The organism is Mycolicibacterium arcueilense (assembly GCF_058536225.1).
This window is the reverse complement of sequence record NZ_JBZTYL010000026.1, coordinates 436,770-453,824: the sequence shown is the minus strand read 5'-3', so window position 1 is coordinate 453,824 and position 17,055 is coordinate 436,770. Positions and strand designations below refer to the sequence as shown.

The 17,055-nt window shown below is 67.8% G+C and carries 10 protein-coding genes; 7 read left to right on the top strand and 3 right to left on the bottom strand.

All coding sequences use genetic code 11. The features are described from left to right. The first annotated feature begins 71 nt into the window (after nucleotides 1–71). Together AC4LGL_RS26315 and AC4LGL_RS26310 are read left to right on the top strand one after the other, a co-directional pair. Nucleotides 72–1,721 (top strand): (2,3-dihydroxybenzoyl)adenylate synthase, encoded by a 1,650-nt coding sequence (locus AC4LGL_RS26315; protein ID WP_491841317.1) that lies wholly within the window; start codon nucleotides 72–74, stop codon nucleotides 1,719–1,721. A 133-nt stretch (nucleotides 1,722–1,854) separates the two neighbouring features. Beyond that, nucleotides 1,855–3,936: a maleylpyruvate isomerase N-terminal domain-containing protein gene (locus tag AC4LGL_RS26310; RefSeq protein ID WP_491841316.1), complete on the top strand. Its 2,082-nt coding sequence runs from the start codon at nucleotides 1,855–1,857 to the stop codon at nucleotides 3,934–3,936. Here AC4LGL_RS26310 and AC4LGL_RS26305 read toward each other — a convergent pair. The 3 genes from AC4LGL_RS26305 to hemW all read right to left on the bottom strand — a co-directional run bounded on the left by AC4LGL_RS26305 (nucleotide 3,933) and on the right by hemW (nucleotide 12,065). Next, nucleotides 3,933–9,125: a type I polyketide synthase gene (locus tag AC4LGL_RS26305; protein ID WP_491841315.1), complete on the bottom strand. Its 5,193-nt coding sequence runs from the start codon at nucleotides 9,123–9,125 to the stop codon at nucleotides 3,933–3,935. The genes AC4LGL_RS26310 and AC4LGL_RS26305 overlap by 4 nt on opposite strands. A gap of 240 nt (nucleotides 9,126–9,365) precedes the next feature. Then, nucleotides 9,366–10,754: a salicylate synthase gene (locus AC4LGL_RS26300; RefSeq protein WP_491841314.1), complete on the bottom strand. Its 1,389-nt coding sequence runs from the start codon at nucleotides 10,752–10,754 to the stop codon at nucleotides 9,366–9,368. Nucleotides 10,755–10,892: 138 nt separating this feature from the next. Next, nucleotides 10,893–12,065: a radical SAM family heme chaperone HemW gene (gene hemW / locus AC4LGL_RS26295; protein WP_491841313.1), complete on the bottom strand. Its 1,173-nt coding sequence runs from the start codon at nucleotides 12,063–12,065 to the stop codon at nucleotides 10,893–10,895. A gap of 93 nt (nucleotides 12,066–12,158) precedes the next feature. Between hemW and AC4LGL_RS26290 the strand changes: the two genes are divergently transcribed. The 5 genes from AC4LGL_RS26290 (at nucleotide 12,159) to AC4LGL_RS26270 (ending at nucleotide 17,028) form a co-directional block, all read left to right on the top strand. Further along, on the top strand, nucleotides 12,159–12,263 hold the full coding sequence (locus tag AC4LGL_RS26290; protein WP_350222970.1) for an Ms4527A family Cys-rich leader peptide: 105 nt from the start codon (nucleotides 12,159–12,161) through the stop codon (nucleotides 12,261–12,263). A gap of 122 nt (nucleotides 12,264–12,385) precedes the next feature. Next, on the top strand, nucleotides 12,386–14,074 hold the full coding sequence (locus AC4LGL_RS26285; RefSeq protein WP_491841312.1) for a nitrite/sulfite reductase: 1,689 nt from the start codon (nucleotides 12,386–12,388) through the stop codon (nucleotides 14,072–14,074). An 8-nt stretch (nucleotides 14,075–14,082) separates the two neighbouring features. Continuing rightward, nucleotides 14,083–14,784: a phosphoadenylyl-sulfate reductase gene (locus AC4LGL_RS26280; RefSeq protein WP_491841311.1), complete on the top strand. Its 702-nt coding sequence runs from the start codon at nucleotides 14,083–14,085 to the stop codon at nucleotides 14,782–14,784. A 7-nt stretch (nucleotides 14,785–14,791) separates the two neighbouring features. Continuing rightward, the gene (locus AC4LGL_RS26275) at nucleotides 14,792–15,505 is read left to right on the top strand and encodes a sirohydrochlorin chelatase (protein WP_491841310.1); all 714 of its coding nucleotides are present in this window, start codon (nucleotides 14,792–14,794) and stop codon (nucleotides 15,503–15,505) included. 143 nt (nucleotides 15,506–15,648) lie between these two features. After that, a complete protein-coding gene (locus AC4LGL_RS26270; protein WP_491841309.1) occupies nucleotides 15,649–17,028 on the top strand; it encodes an MBL fold metallo-hydrolase in 1,380 nt (459 codons plus the stop codon). Nucleotides 17,029–17,055 lie beyond the last annotated feature (27 nt).

Below are 17,055 nucleotides of genomic sequence, written 5' to 3'. Positions count from 1 at the left end.
GCCCTAACTTAGTGGAGGTTACCCTATATTCGATCTGCCGACACACTCACCCGACGGGAGCCAGAACACCCATGACCACCGGTTTTGACCGTGAACAGGACGAACTGGCAAACGGATTCACCCGATTCCCCGAGGACCGTGCCGAGGTGTACCGCCGGGCGGGCTACTGGCAGGGCAAAGCACTCGACAGCATCCTGCGCGAGGCCGCCCAGCGCTGGCCAGACAAGCCGGCCGTGGTCGACGCCTCGGGTACCTATACCTTTGCCGAACTGGACGCTCTCGCCGACCGTGTCGGTGCGGCGCTCGCGGCCCGGGGCATCAAGGCGGGCGACCGCATCCTCGTGCAACTGCCGAACTCTCGCGAATTCGCGGTCGCCGCTTTCGGTTTGCTTCGCGCCGGGACGGTCCCGGTGCTGTGCCTGCCCGGCCACCGGTCGGCCGAGCTGGGCCACTTCGCCGACGTCAGCGGCGCCGTCGGACTCGTGATCCCCGATGCCATCGCCGGATTCGACTATCGCGAGCTAGCCACCCAACTCGTTTCCGAACACCCCCGGCTGCGCCACGTCCTCGTCGACGGTGACCCCGGCACCTTCGAATCCTGGTCCGCTCTCAAGGATTTCGACGCCCCAGGACCACCGAACATCGCCGTCGACACCAGTGACCCCGCGGTCCTGCTGGTGTCCGGCGGCACCACCGGCCTGCCGAAGCTGATCCCCCGCACCCATGACGACTATCTCTACAACGCCGCGGCCTGCGCGCAGGCCTGCGAAATGGTCCATGACGACGTCTATCTGGCGGTCTTGCCCGCCGGCCACAACTTCCCGTTCGCCTGCCCGGGCCTGCTGGGCTCGATGACAGTCGGGGCGACGACGGTCTACACCGACGACCCGAGCCCCGAATCGGCCTTCGCCCTGATCAACACCCACGGCGTCACGGTGACCGGCCTCGTCAACGCCCTGGCCAAGCTGTGGACCCAGGCCTGCGACTGGGAACCGGTGCTGCCCACCTCGTTACGTGTGGTCCAGGTGGGTGGCTCGCGGATGTCCCCCGAGGAAGCCCGTTTCATCCACGAAGGCCTGAGCCCGGGACTGCAGCAGATCTTCGGAATGGCCGAAGGCATGCTGAATTTCACCCGCCCCGGCGATCCGGCGGACGTGGTGGAGAACACCCAGGGCCGGCCGATGTCGCCGCACGATGAGATGCGGGTGGTCGACGAGGACGGCCAGGAGGTCGCCCCCGGCCAGGAGGGTGAGTTGCTGGTGCGCGGACCGTACACCCTCAACGGTTACTACCGCGCCGACGAGGCGAATGCCCGGTCCTTCAGCCCCGACGGGTTCTACCGCACCGGCGATCGTGTCCGGATCTTCACCGACGGCCCGCGGGCCGGCTACGTCGAGGTGACCGGCCGGATCAAGGACGTCATCCACCGCGGCGGCGAGACGGTGTCGGCCACCGACCTCGAGGATCACCTGCTGACCCATCCCGCGGTGTACGCGGCGGCGGCAGTGGCCTTGCCCGACGACTACCTGGGCGAGAAGATCTGTGCCGCCGTGGTTTTCAAGGGTGCACCGATCAACCTGGTTCAGCTCAACGAGTTCCTCGACGAGCGTGGCGCATCCGCCCATGCCCGGCCCGATGTACTGGTCGCAATGCCAACCTTGCCCACGACCGCCGTCGGCAAGGTCGACAAGAAGAAACTGATCGCCGCGATCACCGAGTGAGGTCCCGCCGGACTCGGCACGGCCATCTTATTGTTTTCATAATTTTCCCTTACTTTTCTTAGAGTTGAGGTAGGCTCGGTTCTCGTACCAGGGGGCCGATGTCGCATCTGCGCTCGGAACGGAGGGGACCGTTATGGCCGAATCGCGTTCACATGCCGTGGTTCTGGGGGCAGGCATCGCCGGCCTGTTGACCGCCCGGGCGCTGGCAGAGTTCTACGCGTCGGTGACACTGATCGAGCGGGACACGCTGCCTGATCACCCAGAACCGCGCAAGGGCGTGCCACAGGGGCGCCATCTACACAACTTCCTCAGTCGCGGCACCCAGATACTCGAGGAGCTCTTCCCCGGACTCTTGGCAGAACTTGCCGCCGCTGGGGCCGCTGTCGACGATGGCGATGACCTGTCACGGATCTACGTGCACGCGGTGGGCTATGACGTCAGGCCGGCAGGACGCCTGAGCGACCCGGGATCACTGGCCGCCTACCAGGCCAGCCGCCCCTTCATGGAGTGTCACATTCGCCGACGCGTTGCCGCGCTGGACAATGTCACCCTCCTCGACAACCACGAGGTGGTCGAACCAGTGCTCACGGACGACACCGTCACCGGTGCACGAATCATCAACCACGACAACGGCATCGCCACCTCACTAGCTGCGGATGTGGTGATCGACGCGACGGGGCGTGCCGCGCGTACCGCGCGTTTCCTGGAGAGTTGCGGATTCGGCTCCGTACCCGAACTGCACGTGCCTTCGGTCGGCGGCTACTCCAGCCAGTTGATCCGCGTCCCGCCCGGCCGGATCGCCGAGCGGATGGCGTTCGTCAACCGAGGCAGCAGGTCACCCGGATTGTTACTGGTGGCCTACGAACACGACACCTGGATGCTGGCGACCACTTGCCCGGACGGGTACGGCACCCCCGCAACCGATTTCACCGCGATGCTGGAAGCGGCCGAGCACATGCTGCCCGACACGATCATGGCAGGGCTACGCGACGCGACACCCGTCGGGCAGGTCTCGATTTCCCGCAGCACCGCCGCCACCTGGCGACGCTATGACCAGATGTCGCGCCTGCCCGGCGGCCTGGTGGTAGTCGGTGACGCGCTGTGCCACCTCAATCCGCTGTACGGACAAGGCATGACGATGGCCGCTCTGCAGGCACTGGCGCTCCGGGACTGCCTGCTCGCCGGCCGTGCCGATCTGCCTGGCCGGTTCTACCGGCTGGCCACCGAACTCATCGAGCCGGTGTGGTCGGAGAACCGAGCCAACGATCTCGCGACGTCCACGAGCGGAAAGCGGAACCCTGCGAAACGGCTGCGCAGCTGGGCCCAGCACGCAGCGTTGAAAGCCGCGACCAACGACATCGTCGTGGCCGAACGGATCTTTCGCGTCCGCGGCATGATCGATCCACCTACGCGCCTTCAGGACCCGGCCCTGCTCATGCGGATCCTACTGTTCAACCTCCGCCATCCGCATCCGAAGCCGTCGGCCGACCCTACGAGGAGCTTACCGATGAGACCCGAACCGACAATGCTTGAGCAGGCTTATCGCGCGGTCCGCGGTCGGGTGAGTGACCTGGCCGCCACGCTGACCGACGAACAGTGTCTGATGCTGGTACCGGCCACCCCACGCTGGACGGTGCACGAGTTGTTGGCGCATCTGGTCGGATGTGCTGCCGACGCGGCCAGTGGACGGTTGGACGGGGTGACGAGCGATCAATGGACGGCGCGCCACGTCGAGGAACGCCGGCACAACCCGATTGACGAACTTCTTGCCGAATGGGATCGGATCGGCCCGGCAGCTGACGCCTGCCTGACAGACGACCAGATCTTCGGACCCAACCTGGCCGCGGATGCGATCTGTCACGAGGCGGATCTACGTGAAGCGCTGGGGTTTCCTCAGGTGGACCGTGAACATTGGCAGCCGTTCCTGGAGGTGATGATGCTGTACCTCGGAAGGCGACTCCGGGAGTCCACGACCGTGCTGATTCACGACGAGCTGGGGCAGCAATGGAATTGCGGCTCAGGGCAGCCGGCCACCCGGTTGCACACCCACGGCTACGAATTGCTTCGCGCGTCCTTCAGCCGCCGCTCCCGGCGCCAGATTGCCGCATGGGAATGGACACCTGACCCCACCGAGCAGATGATCGAAAGCTTCGGATTCTTCGGCCCACGACATGACGACCAGCCGATTCCACCGGCCGAGACGCCCTCCGGCTAGCCCCCGGCCCGAACTTCGCATTCCACCGCGGGGGCCATCAGCTCGATGATCCTGGCGGTGACTGCGGCTGCGGTGGGATGCTCCCACAGCAGGGTCGGCGGTAGCGACAGCCCGGTCTGCTTCTCCAGCTGGCGGCGCAGCCGCACCGTCATGATCGAATCGACGCCCAGCTCCACCAACGGCAGGTCGACGTTCACGTCGGTCTCCGACAGCCCCAATTGGCCTGCCACTGCGGTCAATACGCGGGCGGCGAGCTGTTCGGGATCGTACTGCCCCGCGGTGGACGGCGACGAGTCGTCGTCAGGCTCCTCTTCAGGCGCCACGTCGACCAGGATCGGTACCGCAGCGGCAGGCGGGAGGACCGGGAGCACCACGACATTGGCGGTGTCTTCACGCATCGCCTGATCGAGGGCACGGATCGCATCGTCGGCACCGACCATCCCCATGCCGAGTGCATCGAGCTGGGTGGCCACGAATTCCGACGCCGAGCCCATGCCCAGCCCGCGCCACGCGGTCCAGGCAACCGCGGTGGTGCGGTCCCCGAGTCCACGCCGGTGCCGGGCCATCACGTCGAGGAACGAGTTGGCGCAGCCGTAGGCACCCTGGCCGGGGAAACCGGCCAGATAACCGCAGGAGGAGAACAGCACCATCCAGTCAAGTTGTTCGGGCGGGAAAACCTCGTGCAGGACCAGGGTGCCGTGCACCTTGGGATGCATGGCCGCGGCGAACTCGTCGGAGGTTGTATTCATCAGCAGCGCACCAGCTTCCACACCCGCGGCATGGATCACCCCGCGCACCGGCGGCAGCGGACGCAGCAGGTCTCGCAGAGCATCGGCCGAGCCGGGTGCGCCGATATCGACGGCGGCGACGGTGACCGACACGCCGCGCTCCTCCAGTGCGGTGACCGCACGGACCGCAGCCGACTGCTCGTTGCCCACCCAGGAAGAGCGCTCTCCCAGGCCTGAGCGCGACAGCAGCACGAGGCGGCGGGCACCGAGGTCGGCGAGCCGCTGAGCCATTCGCAGACCGAGCACGCCGGTGCCACCGGTGATCAGGTAGGTACCACCCGGTGTGCACTGCATCGGGTTGGCCTGCGTGGCAACGGCCGAACTCGACGCCGCGAGGCGGGCGGCCTGGGCCACCCCGTCGCGGACCACCAGGACGCCGTGTCCGGCCAGCGATCCCAGCGCCGTCAGCGGCAGGCGTCCGTCGGCCACATCCAGCACGCCGCCCCACAGCTGCGGATGCTCGGCAGCGGCGACCCGGCCCAGCCCCCACAACGGCGCGTGGGTCACGTTGTCGCCCTCGTGCACGCCGACGGTGAGCGCCCACAGCCGGGCTGACAGGCCGAGTTGCTGCTGCAGCGTGAGTGTTCTGGTCACCAGTTCGACGGCACCTTCGGGCGAGTCATCGTCCCGGGGCAACACCAGCACCACCGCGGAATCGCCGAGTTCTGCCGGCAACGAACCGAATTCGACGATCGATGCCAGCTCAGCAGGATCTTCGAACGCACGGTAGGGCACCCCGGCACCGGTCAGGTCATCGACTGCGGCTTCCAGCCGGTCGACGTCGCCGCCAACCAACACGACCCCGCTGGGTGCCCTCTCGTCACGGGCCGATACCGGATGCCAGGCCATCCGGTGCACGATCCGGCGTGTGTCCGCGGCCGACATTTCGCGCCCCGGATTCTCCAGTTCCTCGAAGGTCATCCCGCCGATGGACAGCAGAACCGACCCGGATTCGTCGGCGATCACCACATCGGTGGTGGTGGTCCCGGCCCGGCGCCGGACCGACAGCATCGCGGTGGCCGGCGGTGCGGCGTGCACCTGGACCCGTTCGATGCGGGCGGGCATCCGCAGCCGCGGCGGCCCGTCGAAAATCGTCGAGGCGGCCGAGGTCGCCGCGTCCACCAGCGACGCCCAGGTGCCGGGCTGCGCGCCGTCGGACGCGGAGCTCACCCGGGCCAGCAGTTCGCCGTCACCACGGTGCAGATCCTTGATGTCCCAATCGAATCCCATCGCAGCGACCCCGAGAGCGGCGAGGGTGTCGATCACGTGGCGCGGCGCCAACCGCTCGGGGCAGCGTGCCCGGGCCGCAGCCAGGTCGACGGACAGCTCGACCTTCTCGTCGGCGTCGGCATGACCGACCACCGCACTGCTGTGCGTCAACCATCCGCCATCCTGATCCTCGGCGGCATCAGCCAACCGTGAGGCCAGGGTCAGCTCGCGATCGGCCAGCACCACCTGCAGATCGCGGGCGCGAGCTGGGGCCACGGGCGTGCGCAGCCGCACCTCGGTGAGTGCGGCGCCCGCACCGGACTCCGATACGGCGCCCGCGCCGGCCGCCGTCAGGAAGGTGTTCAACAGCACTGCGGCAGGAACGATTTCGGCGCCCTGCACCGGGTGGTCGCCGGGGTAGGGCCGGGTGTCGAAGTCCAGCCGGGTCTGCCACATCCGGGTGGCGACGGTTCCGGCCACCTCGGTGCGTCCCCCCAACAGCGTGTGACTGCTGGTGTCGTGCACCGCGCTCGCGCCGGCCGCCGCGGTGGGTACCCGCCAGAAGCGGCGGTGCTGCCATTGAGTGACCGGCAGGTCGGCATCCCACGGATCGTCTTGGGCGACACCGTGTTCGATGTCGGCACCGTGGCAGTACAGGGACGCGATGGCGGTGGTGACGGCGGACGGTTCGGATGCGTTACGACGCAGCAGCGGGATGACCGCGTGCTCGTCCATACCCAGGTGCAGCAGGGTTTCGACGATGGAGTGCGACACCACCGGATGAGCGGACACCTCAAGAAACAGCCGGTGTCCGTCCTCGGCGGCCGCCGTGACAGCCTCGGCGAACCGGACCTGCCCGCGCAGGTTGTGCACCCAGTAGGCGGCGTCGCGCGGCGCGGTGGAACGCGGATCGGCCAACGCGGTGGTGTACAACGGGATCGCCGCGTCGCGCGGCGGATGGAGGCCTGCGACATTGTCGGCCAGGGCGCCGGTCAGGTCGTCCATGGCGGGACTGTGGAATGCCACGTCGGTGTTGACCCGACGCACCACGACACCCTGCTCGGCCCAGGCTTCGCACACCTCCTCGACAGCTGCCGTGACACCCGAGATGACGCAGGATTCCGCCGACGCACTGATGGCCGCCACCACATCGGTGCGGCCGGCGAGCCGCTGCTCAGCCTGGTCGAACGGCAGCCGCACCAAAGCCATCGCGCCGCAACCCATCACGGAGCGGAAACCGCGGGCCCGATAGCAGGCCACCGCTGCACCCTGGCGTAGGTCGAACACGCCGGAGACCACGCACGCCGCGACCTCGCCGACCGAGTGCCCGATCACCGCCGCCGGTCGCACACCGCGCTCGCGCAGCACTGCCGCCAGCCCGACCTGCATCGCGAAGGTCAACGCCTGGATCCGGTCCGTGCCACCGAGGTCTTCGCTGCTCAGCGCGGCCCGGGCAGAGAACCCGAGTTCAGGCCCGAACACCTCGTCGACCTCGTCGATCACTCGGGCGAAAGTGGCTTCGGCGGTGAGCAATTCACGGCCCATGCCGACCCAGTGTGAACCGTGCCCGGAGAAGACCCAGACCGCATCCCGAGGCTGGCCGCCCGGCACGGCTCCGGTGACCAGGTTGTCGAGGGATTCGTTGCGGGCCAACGCGTCGAGGCCGGCGATCAACTCATGCCGGTGCTCGGCGACGACCGCGGCCCGGACCGGTTCGTGACTGCGCCGGGCCCACAAGGTGGCGGCCACCGGAGCCACGTCCTGGTGTCCGGCCCGCAGGCGGTCGGCCAGCGCTTCGGCCTGGCGGGCCAGTCGCTGTCCGGAACGTGCGGAGATCGGGACGATCAGTGCACCAGAACTACTGTGCTCCAAAGGATCCGAATCCACCGGGCCCTCTTCGAGGAGTATGTGCGCGATCGTGCCGCCGTAGCCGTAACTGCACACCGCGGCCTGGCGTGGGGTGTCGGTGCGGCTCCAAGGCTCGACTTCGGTGGGCACCCGCAGGCCGCTGTTGGCCCAGTCGACCGCACCGGTGAGTTGCCGCAGTCCGGCGGTGGGCGGGATCGCCTCATGGTGCAGCGCCAGGACCGTCTTGATCAGGCCCATCACACCGGCGCCGCCTTCGAGGTGGCCGATGTTGGGTTTGACCGATCCGATGCGGCACCGGTCCGTCTCGGCCCGTCCGACGCCGTATACCTCGGCGAGTGCGCCGACCTCGGTGGGATCACCTGTGGGAGTTCCGGTTCCGTGCGCCTCGATGTACCCGACGCCGGCCGGGTCGACGCCCGACATCCGGCAGGCGAGCCGGAACATGTCCGCCTGGGCGGCGCCGTTGGGAGACATGATGCCCACGGTGCGGCCATCCTGGGCCGTGGCACCGCCGCGCACCACCGCCAGGACACGGTCACCGTCGCGCTGTGCATCCGCGAGCCGCTTGAGCACGACGACGCCTGCGCCTTCGCCGCGGCCGTATCCGTCGGCGGCGGCGTCGAAGGTCTTGCAACGGCCGTCGGGGGCGGTGGCCCCGGCCTCGTCCAGTACGCGGGTGAGGCCCGGGCCGATCAGCGCGCTGACGCCACCGGCCAGTGCCAGCGACGTCTCACCGGCCCGCAGCATCTGACATGCCTGGTGCACCGCGACCAACGAGGCCGCACACGCCGCGTCCAGCGCCACGCTCGGGCCGCGAAGATCGAGCAGGTGCGATACCCGATTGGCGATACCGCACAGCGAGGTTCCGATGCCTGTCCAGGCATCGATGCCGGGCAGGTCTTCCATGATCAACTTGCCGTAGTCGTCGGAGTTGACGCCCATCAGCACCGCGGTGTCACTGCCGGCCAGTGCCCTCGGTGACACCCCGGCGTGTTCGAGTGCCTCCCAGCTGACCTCCAGTGCCAGCCGCTGCTGGGGGTCCATGACCTCGGCCTCGCGCGGTGCGACGCCGAAGAACTCGGCGTCGAAACCGGGCAGGTCGTCGAGGAAGGTGCCCAGCCGGGTGACCTCGCGCAGGACCGCGGCGTTTCGCGGGTCGCGCCGCAGGTACGGCTCCCATCGCTCGTCGGGCACCTCGGTGACGTTGCTGCGCCCTTCCAGCAGAAAGTTCCAGAACTCTGACGGGGTCGCGACGTTGCCGGCGACGCGGCAGCCCAGCCCGATGACGGCGATGGGCTCCGGGGTCGAAGCTTCGGTTGCCATGTCAGCAGGATTCCGACTGGGTCGAAGTCTGGATAGCCTTGCCTAAATAGGGTGCCGACATGCGGACAATAGTGGCACATCGCCCGACGAATCAGGGGTTGTACCCCGAACCGATCCTGTGAATCCACTGGGAGGCCCTCCAGTGGTGATGACGTGCGTGTTTACTGTTCGATGGGCCCGGAATGCCTACCGTCGTCGACATTGCCCGGGACCGCGGCCAGGTGTTAGCTCACTCACATGTCAGCGGGCCTCCTCCGCCGCGACGAGGTAGGGCGACAACGTGCCCAGCTTCTCGCAGGTCTCCTCGAACTCCCGGTCAGGCGTGGACTCGGCGATGATGCCGGCCCCGGCCCGCAGCCAGGTGTGCCCGTCGACTTCATAGGCCGCCCGGAGCGCCAGCGCGGCATCGAGGGAGCCGTCGGCCGAGAAGATCGCCACCGCGCCCGAGTACAGACCCCGGGGCAGTTCGTCGTGTCGGAGGATCGCATCGACCCCCTCTGCCTTGGGGATGCCGGAGGCCGTCACCGCGGGGAACAGCGCCTCCAGCGCGTCCATGCGGTCCATCGACGGGTCGAGACGAGCGCCCACCGTGGAACCGAGGTGTTGCACACTTCCGCGCTCACGGATCGTCATGAAGTCGGTGACGGTCGCCGTGCCCGGCTCGGCCACCTCGGCAATCTCCTTCAGGGAGCTGCGCACCGATATCGCGTGCTCCACGATTTCCTTGGAGTTGGATTCGAGATCGTCGCGGGCCGCCTGATCGTTGGCGGCGCCGCGACCGAACGCCCGGGTGCCCGCCAACGGCTCGGTCACCACCAGGCCGTCCCCGTGCACGGCGGCGACGAGTTCGGGGCTGTAACCGAGCGCGCGAAGTGAGCCGAGCCGCAAGAGGAATGATCGGGCCGGATTGTTGTGCCTGCGGCCCAGCCGGTAGGTGGACGGGAAGTCGAGGCGGAACGGCACGTCGAAACGCCGCGACAGGATGACCTTCTGGTACCGGCCGCCGGTGATCTCGTCGATCGCGGCCGCCACCCGGTCGCGGTAGGCGCTGCCGTCCTGCCGGATGTCGACGGCGCGCGGGGTGCCCGCGGGCGACAGCCCCTCGGCGATCACCTGCCGCACCACCTCGCGATGGCTCCCGTCGCCGCCGCGCACTGTGACCTGCTCGGCGGTGACCTCGATCTGAGTGATCGGAACGAACACCCGGGCCAGCGGTGTCTTCGGCGCCAGCCGGTCCTGGAGGCCGAACTTGAACGCGCCGAATTCGAATGCGACCCAACCGAACGCGGCGTCAATTCCGGCTTCGGCATCGGCGAGCAGCCGGCCCACGACTTCGCCGAGCGCGACGCCGGGCCGGCCGGTCCACGACCGACTTTCCGTTATGACGCCGTCCCTGGTGAGTCGCAGCTCGTCACTGTCCAATTCGATCCCGCATCGCGCACCGGAAGCCAGCAGCCACCGGTTTCCGCGTTCGTAGACCAAGTAGTCGCTGCCGTCGGCATCGGAAAGGGCACGGGCGATCTCGGCGACCCAGTCGGCCGGGCCGATCGCGTCATCACCCGTGGGCAGCTCGAACGAGGCGGGCGCAACCAAGTCATTGCAGTCGGCTTGGGCATTCGTTGTGAGCATTTGCCGAAGCGTAGCCTCACCTAACTCATTGCGCAGACCTACGTATCTACTACGAAATTCACATCATTCGCATGAGCTTCAGGCACCGAACACAGTTGGCTCACAGGTTCTTCACAGAACACCCGGCAGGGAGGCCCTCTACCCCAGCAGGTCGCGGACGACCCCATCGGCGAGCAACCGGCCACGATCGGTCAACACCAGTGCCTCCCCTTGCCGCAGGAGAAGTCCTTCACCGCAGAGATTCTCAGCCCGAGCCAGTTCGTCGGCGTTGAGCAGCGACGTCGGCAGGCCGTCACGCACCCGGACCCGCAACATCACTTCTTCCATATGCCGGTCGCGGTCGTCGAGCTCCTCGAAATCCGCTATCGGCAAGTGGTTTTCAGCAAGAGCCTGCGCATAGGCATTGGGATGCTTGACATTCCACCACCGGGTGTCGCCGAGGAAGCCGTGGGCTCCCGGCCCGGCACCCCACCACTCGCCACCGTCCCAGTAACCGAGGTTGTGCCGGCACTCCCCGCCGTCGGTGCTCCAGTTCGACACCTCGTACCAGTGCAGGCCCGCCGCCGAAAGGCGGCTGTCGAGCAGTTCGTAGCGCTGAGCGAGCACGTCGTCGTCGGGCCGGGCGATCTCGCCGCGGCGCACCCGGCGTGCCAGGGCGGTACCGTCCTCGACAATCAGCGAGTACGCGGACACGTGGTCGACGCCGGCGCCCAGCGCGACGTCGATCGAGCGCCGCAGATCGTCGTCGGTCTCCCCCGGCGTCCCGTAGATCAGGTCGATGTTGACGTGCTCGAACCCAGCCGCCCGGGCTTCCAACGCCGCCGCGGGCGCGCGCCCCGGAGAGTGCGTGCGGTCCAGGACAGCCAGCACCTGCGGCGCCGCCGACTGCATGCCGAGTGAGATCCGGGTGTAACCGGCCTCCCGCAGCGTCGCGAACATCTCCGGTGAGGTGGATTCCGGGTTGGCCTCGGTGGTCACCTCGGCGTCGGCGGCCAGGTCGAAATTGTCCCGAACCGCGCCCAGCACCGCCGCCAGGCCTGGGCCGCCGAGCAGCGAAGGTGTACCGCCTCCGACGAACACCGTCTGCACCGGCACAGCCCCGACCGTGGTGGCGGCCAAGGCCAGTTCGAGGCGCAGCGCGGCCAGCCAGCCGTCGGGGCTGGCGCCGCCCAACTCGGCCGCCGTATAGGTGTTGAAGTCGCAGTATCCGCACCGGGTGGCACAGAACGGCACGTGGATATATATGCCGAACGCACGCCCGGGCACACGCTCCAACCGGGGTCGGTCGACGGGCGCGGTGCGGGTGCTCATGGTTTTATTTTCCCAGACTGTCCAGCGCGGACTTTTGCTCACCCTGAGCGCAAATATGGCCCGGTTAGGGCAGGTGGCGACAATCGTGGCAGAATGTCGGGCGTGACTGCCGCCCACAACAGCACCACCCGCATTGCGCTGGTGGCTCGTCGGCATGTCGATTTCAAGCGCGTATGTAGCTGTTGCTGTCTGCCTTAATCATGCGTTGATTTCGGACCCCGCCCGCCCCATAGTTTCAGCTGGCACCGGATCTGCGCCGCCGGACAGCCACCGGTGATCTGCGCGTTCTAGTGCCAGCTCCTTTGCGAAGGAGCTCAACAGTGACAACCCCCGAGGCCCCAGCCAAGGCCGACCGGCCCGCCAAGAAACCCCGCGACGAGGGTCAATGGGCGCTGGGTAGCCGCGACCCACTCAACCACAACGAGCAGTTCAAGCAGGAAGACGACGCACTCAACGTGCGGGACCGCATCCTCAACGTCTACTCGCGTGACGGCTTTGCCAGCATCGCCAAGGACGACCTGCGCGGCCGATTCCGGTGGATGGGCCTGTACACCCAGCGCACCGAGGGCTACGACGGCACCTTCACCGGCGACGACAACGCCGACCTGCTCGAGGCCGAGTACTTCATGATGCGGGTGCGCACCGACGGCAAGGCGCTGTCCGCCCAGGCCGTCCGCACCCTCGGACAGATCTCGGTGGACTTCGCCCGCGACAGCGCCGACATCACCGACCGGGAGAACCTGCAGTACCACTGGCTGCGCATCGAGGACATCCCCGAGGTCTGGCGCCGGCTCGACGAGGTCGGCCTGCAGACCATGGAGGCCTGCGGCGACTGCCCGCGCGGCATGCTGGGCTCGCCGCTGGCCGGCGATTCGCTGGTCGAGGTGCTGGATCCGACGCCCGCGCTCAAGGAGATCGAAGAGCGCTACATCGGCAACCCCGAATTCTCGAACCTGCCCCGCAAGTTCAAGACCGCCGTCTCGGGCCTGCAGGACGTCGCCCACGAGATCAACGACGTGTCGTTCATCGGGGTCAACCACCCCGAGCACGGTCCCGGCCTGGACCTGTGGGTCGGCGGCGGCCTCTCGACCAACCCGATGCTGGCGCAGCGTGTCGGCGTGTGGGTACCGCTGGCCGAGGTCGCCGAGGTGTGGGCCGGAGTCGTCGGGATCTTCCGTGACTACGGGTACCGCCGACTGCGCTCGAAGGCGCGGCTGAAGTTCCTGATCAAGGACTGGGGCACCGAAAAATTCAGGGAAGTTCTCGAACAGGAATACCTCAAGCGCCCCCTCATCGACGGACCCGCTCCCGAGCAGGTGCCGCACACGGTGGACCACGTGGGCGTGCAGAAGATTCGCAACGGCCTGAACGCCGTCGGCGTTTCGGCCATCGCCGGACGGGTCTCGGGCACCATCCTGACCAAGGTCGCCGACCTGATGGAAGAGGCCGGTGCGGACCGCGCCCGCCTGACCGCCTATCAGAAGCTGATCATCCTCGACGTGCCCGACGACAAGCTGGATGCCCTGCGCGCCGGCCTGGACGCACTGGGTCTGCAGTCGCAGCCGTCGCACTGGCGGCAGAACCTGATGGCCTGCACCGGTATCGAGTACTGCAAGCTGAGCTTCGCCGACACCCGCGGACGGGCCCAGACGCTGGTACCCGAGTTGGAGGCCCGGTTGGGTGACCTCAACGCCGAGCTCGACGTGCCCGTCACCGTGAACATCAACGGCTGCCCCAACTCGTGCGCCCGGATCCAGGTCGCCGATATCGGCTTCAAGGGCCAGATGGTGGACGACGGTGACGGCCCGGAGGAGGGCTTCCAGGTCCACCTCGGCGGCAGCCTGGGCCTGGACAGCGGCTTCGGACGCAAGCTGCGTCAGCACAAGGTGCTGGCGACCGAGCTCGGCGACTACATCGAGCGGATCGTCCGCAATTTCGTGAAACAACGTGACGCCGGTGAGCGTTTCGCCCAGTGGGCCGTTCGGGCCGACGAAGCGGACTTGAGGTAGATCGCGAGATGAGCACATTGACTGAGGCGGAATTGATCGAGCTTGTCGCCCAGGGCGCAGCCGAGCTGGCCGACGCCAGCGCTGAGGAGCTGCTGCGCTGGACGGACAAGCACTTCGGAGGCGATTACGTCGTGGCCTCCAACATGCAGGACGCAGTGCTGGTCGAGATGGCGGCCAAGGTGCGGCCGGGCGTCGACGTACTGTTCCTCGACACCGGCTACCACTTTGCCGAGACCATCGGCACCCGTGACGCCGTCGAGCAGGTTTACGGCGTCAACGTGGTGAACGTTCGCCCGGAGACTTCGGTCGCCCAGCAGGACGAACTTCACGGCAAGGACCTGTTCGCCCGTGACGCCGCGGCCTGCTGCCGCATGCGCAAGGTCGAACCGCTGGGCAAGGCACTCGCGGGCTACACGGCCTGGGTGACCGGTATCCGCCGCGTGGAGGCCCCGACGCGCGCCAACGCCCCGCTGATCAGCTGGGACGCCGCCTTCGGCCTGGTGAAGATCAACCCGATCGCCGCCTGGTCCGACGAGGAGATGCAGGCCTACATCGAGGCCAATGACATCCTCGTCAATCCCCTTGTCTACGACGGCTATCCGTCGATCGGATGCGCTCCGTGCACCAGCAAGCCTGCCGAGGGCGCCGATCCGCGCAGCGGCCGGTGGGCCGGCCAGGCCAAGACGGAGTGCGGGCTGCACGCCTCGTGAGGTACCTGTGACGCTCGTTCTCACCGCACACGGCAGCGCTGACCCGCGCTCGTCGGCGAACGCGCACGCCATCGGCGGGCATCTGCGCCGCCTGCTGCCCGACACCGAGGTGCGGGTGGCGTTCTGTGAACAGAACGCACCCAACCTCACCGACGTGCTGCCGGACGTCGAGCCGGGCGCCGTCGTGGTGCCGCTGCTGTTGGGCAGCGCCTATCACGCCCGGATCGACATTCCCGAGCTGATCGCCGGCGCCGGCGCCGAGGTGACCCAGGCCGATGTGCTCGGTGAAGACCCCCGCCTGCTGCAGGTGGTGCGGGAGCGGCTGACCGCGGTGGGAGTGTCCCGGTTCGACGCCGACCTCGGTGTGATCCTGGTCGGGGTGGGCTCGTCCCATCCCGCCGCCAATGCACGTACGGCCGCGCTGGCCGGCGTGCTGGCCGAAGGCACCCGCTGGGCCGGCACCGAGGTGGCGTTCGCCACAGGTCAGACCCCGTCCCTGCCGGAGGCCGTCGAGCGCCTCCGCCGACGCGGCGCTGGGCGCCTGGTGATCGCCCCCTGGTTCCTGGCACACGGTCGCATCACTGATCGGGTAGCCCAATTCGCCTGTGCCGCAGGCATTCCCATGGCCGAGCCCCTTGGTCCGCACCGCCTGGTGGCGGCCACGGTGCTGGATCGCTACGAAGAGGCGCTGGCCGCGCGCAGCGCCGGCTTCGCCGCCTGACCCCACCCTTTTCCGACCGACCACGCCCCCGGGCACGCCCCGGGGGCGTTTTCATGCGCTTGACACCTATACCCCTTGGGGTATGTTTGACTTATCGGTATACCCCCCTAGGTATACAAAGTCGTCCACCGAGGAGTTGAACAATGAAGTTCATCCAGTACTACCTGGACTGTCTGTCCCATGCGTCGTACCTGATCGGCGACGAGTCATCGGGGCGCGCCGTCGTCGTCGACCCGCAGCGCGACGTGTCCGAGTACGTCACCGATGCCGAGAAGCTCGGCATGCAGATCACCCACGTCATCGAGACCCACTTCCACGCCGACTTCCTGTCCGGCCACCTCGAACTGGCCGAGGCCACCGGCGCGACGATTGTGTACTCGTCCGTCGCCAAGCCCGAGTTCGATCACCTGGGAGTCGAAGACGGCCAACGCATTTCACTGGGCGAGGTGGTGCTGGAGTTCCGCCACACCCCGGGTCATACCCCAGAGTCGATGAGCATCGTGATCTACGAGCACGCCGATGACGCCGTGCCCTACGGCGTTCTGACCGGCGACACCCTGTTCATCGGCGATGTCGGCCGGCCGGACCTGCTGGCCTCTATCGGCTACACCCGAGACGAACTGGCCGACAAGCTCTACCACTCGCTGCACGAGAAGCTGCTACCGCTGCCCGATGCCACCCGGGTCTTCCCGGCCCACGGCGCGGGTTCGGCCTGCGGCAAGAACCTGTCCACCGAACTGTCGTCCACCATGGGTGAGCAGAAGCAGACCAACTATGCGCTGCGTGCACCGGACAAGCAGTCCTTCATCGAGTTGGTCACCGCAGGCCAGCCGCCCGCCCCCGGCTACTTCGTCTACGACGCGATCCTCAACCGCAAGGACCGCGCCCTGCTGGACGAGGAGGCGAACCCGGAGGCCCTGGACTACCGTCAGGCCACCGAAGCGGTCGCCGACGGGGCCACGCTGATCGACGGCCGCAGCCCCGAGGACTTCGCGCTGGGCCATCTGCGCAACGCGATCAACATCGGCCTGGCCGGGCGCTACGCCGAGTTCGCGGGCTCAGTGGTCAAACCCGACGCCGACATCGTGCTGGTCACCGACCCGGGCGAGGAGCGCGAAGGCAAGAACCGGCTGGCGCGCATCGGGTTCGACCGGGTGCTGGGTTACCTCGACAACCCGGAGCGGACCATGTTCGAACATCAAGACGATGTGACGGTCGCCTCACGGTTGACCGCCGCCGCGTTCGGTGAGCGAGCCGGCTCGGTGGCCGACCTGCAGATCGTCGACGTGCGCAATCCGGGCGAGACCGAGGCGGGCACGATCCCCGGCGCGGTCAACATCCCCGTCGGCCAGCTGCCGGACCGGACCGGCGAATTGGATCCGACCCGCCCGACCGTGGTCTACTGCGCCGGCGGCTACCGCTCTTCGGTGGCGGCCAGCCTGCTGCGCCAGCGCGGCTTCACCGATGTCAGCGACATCCTGGGTGGCTACGGCGCCTGGGTGGACAGCACCCAGGCCGTCTGAGCCGGCGCAAATCGTCTGAGAGACAGG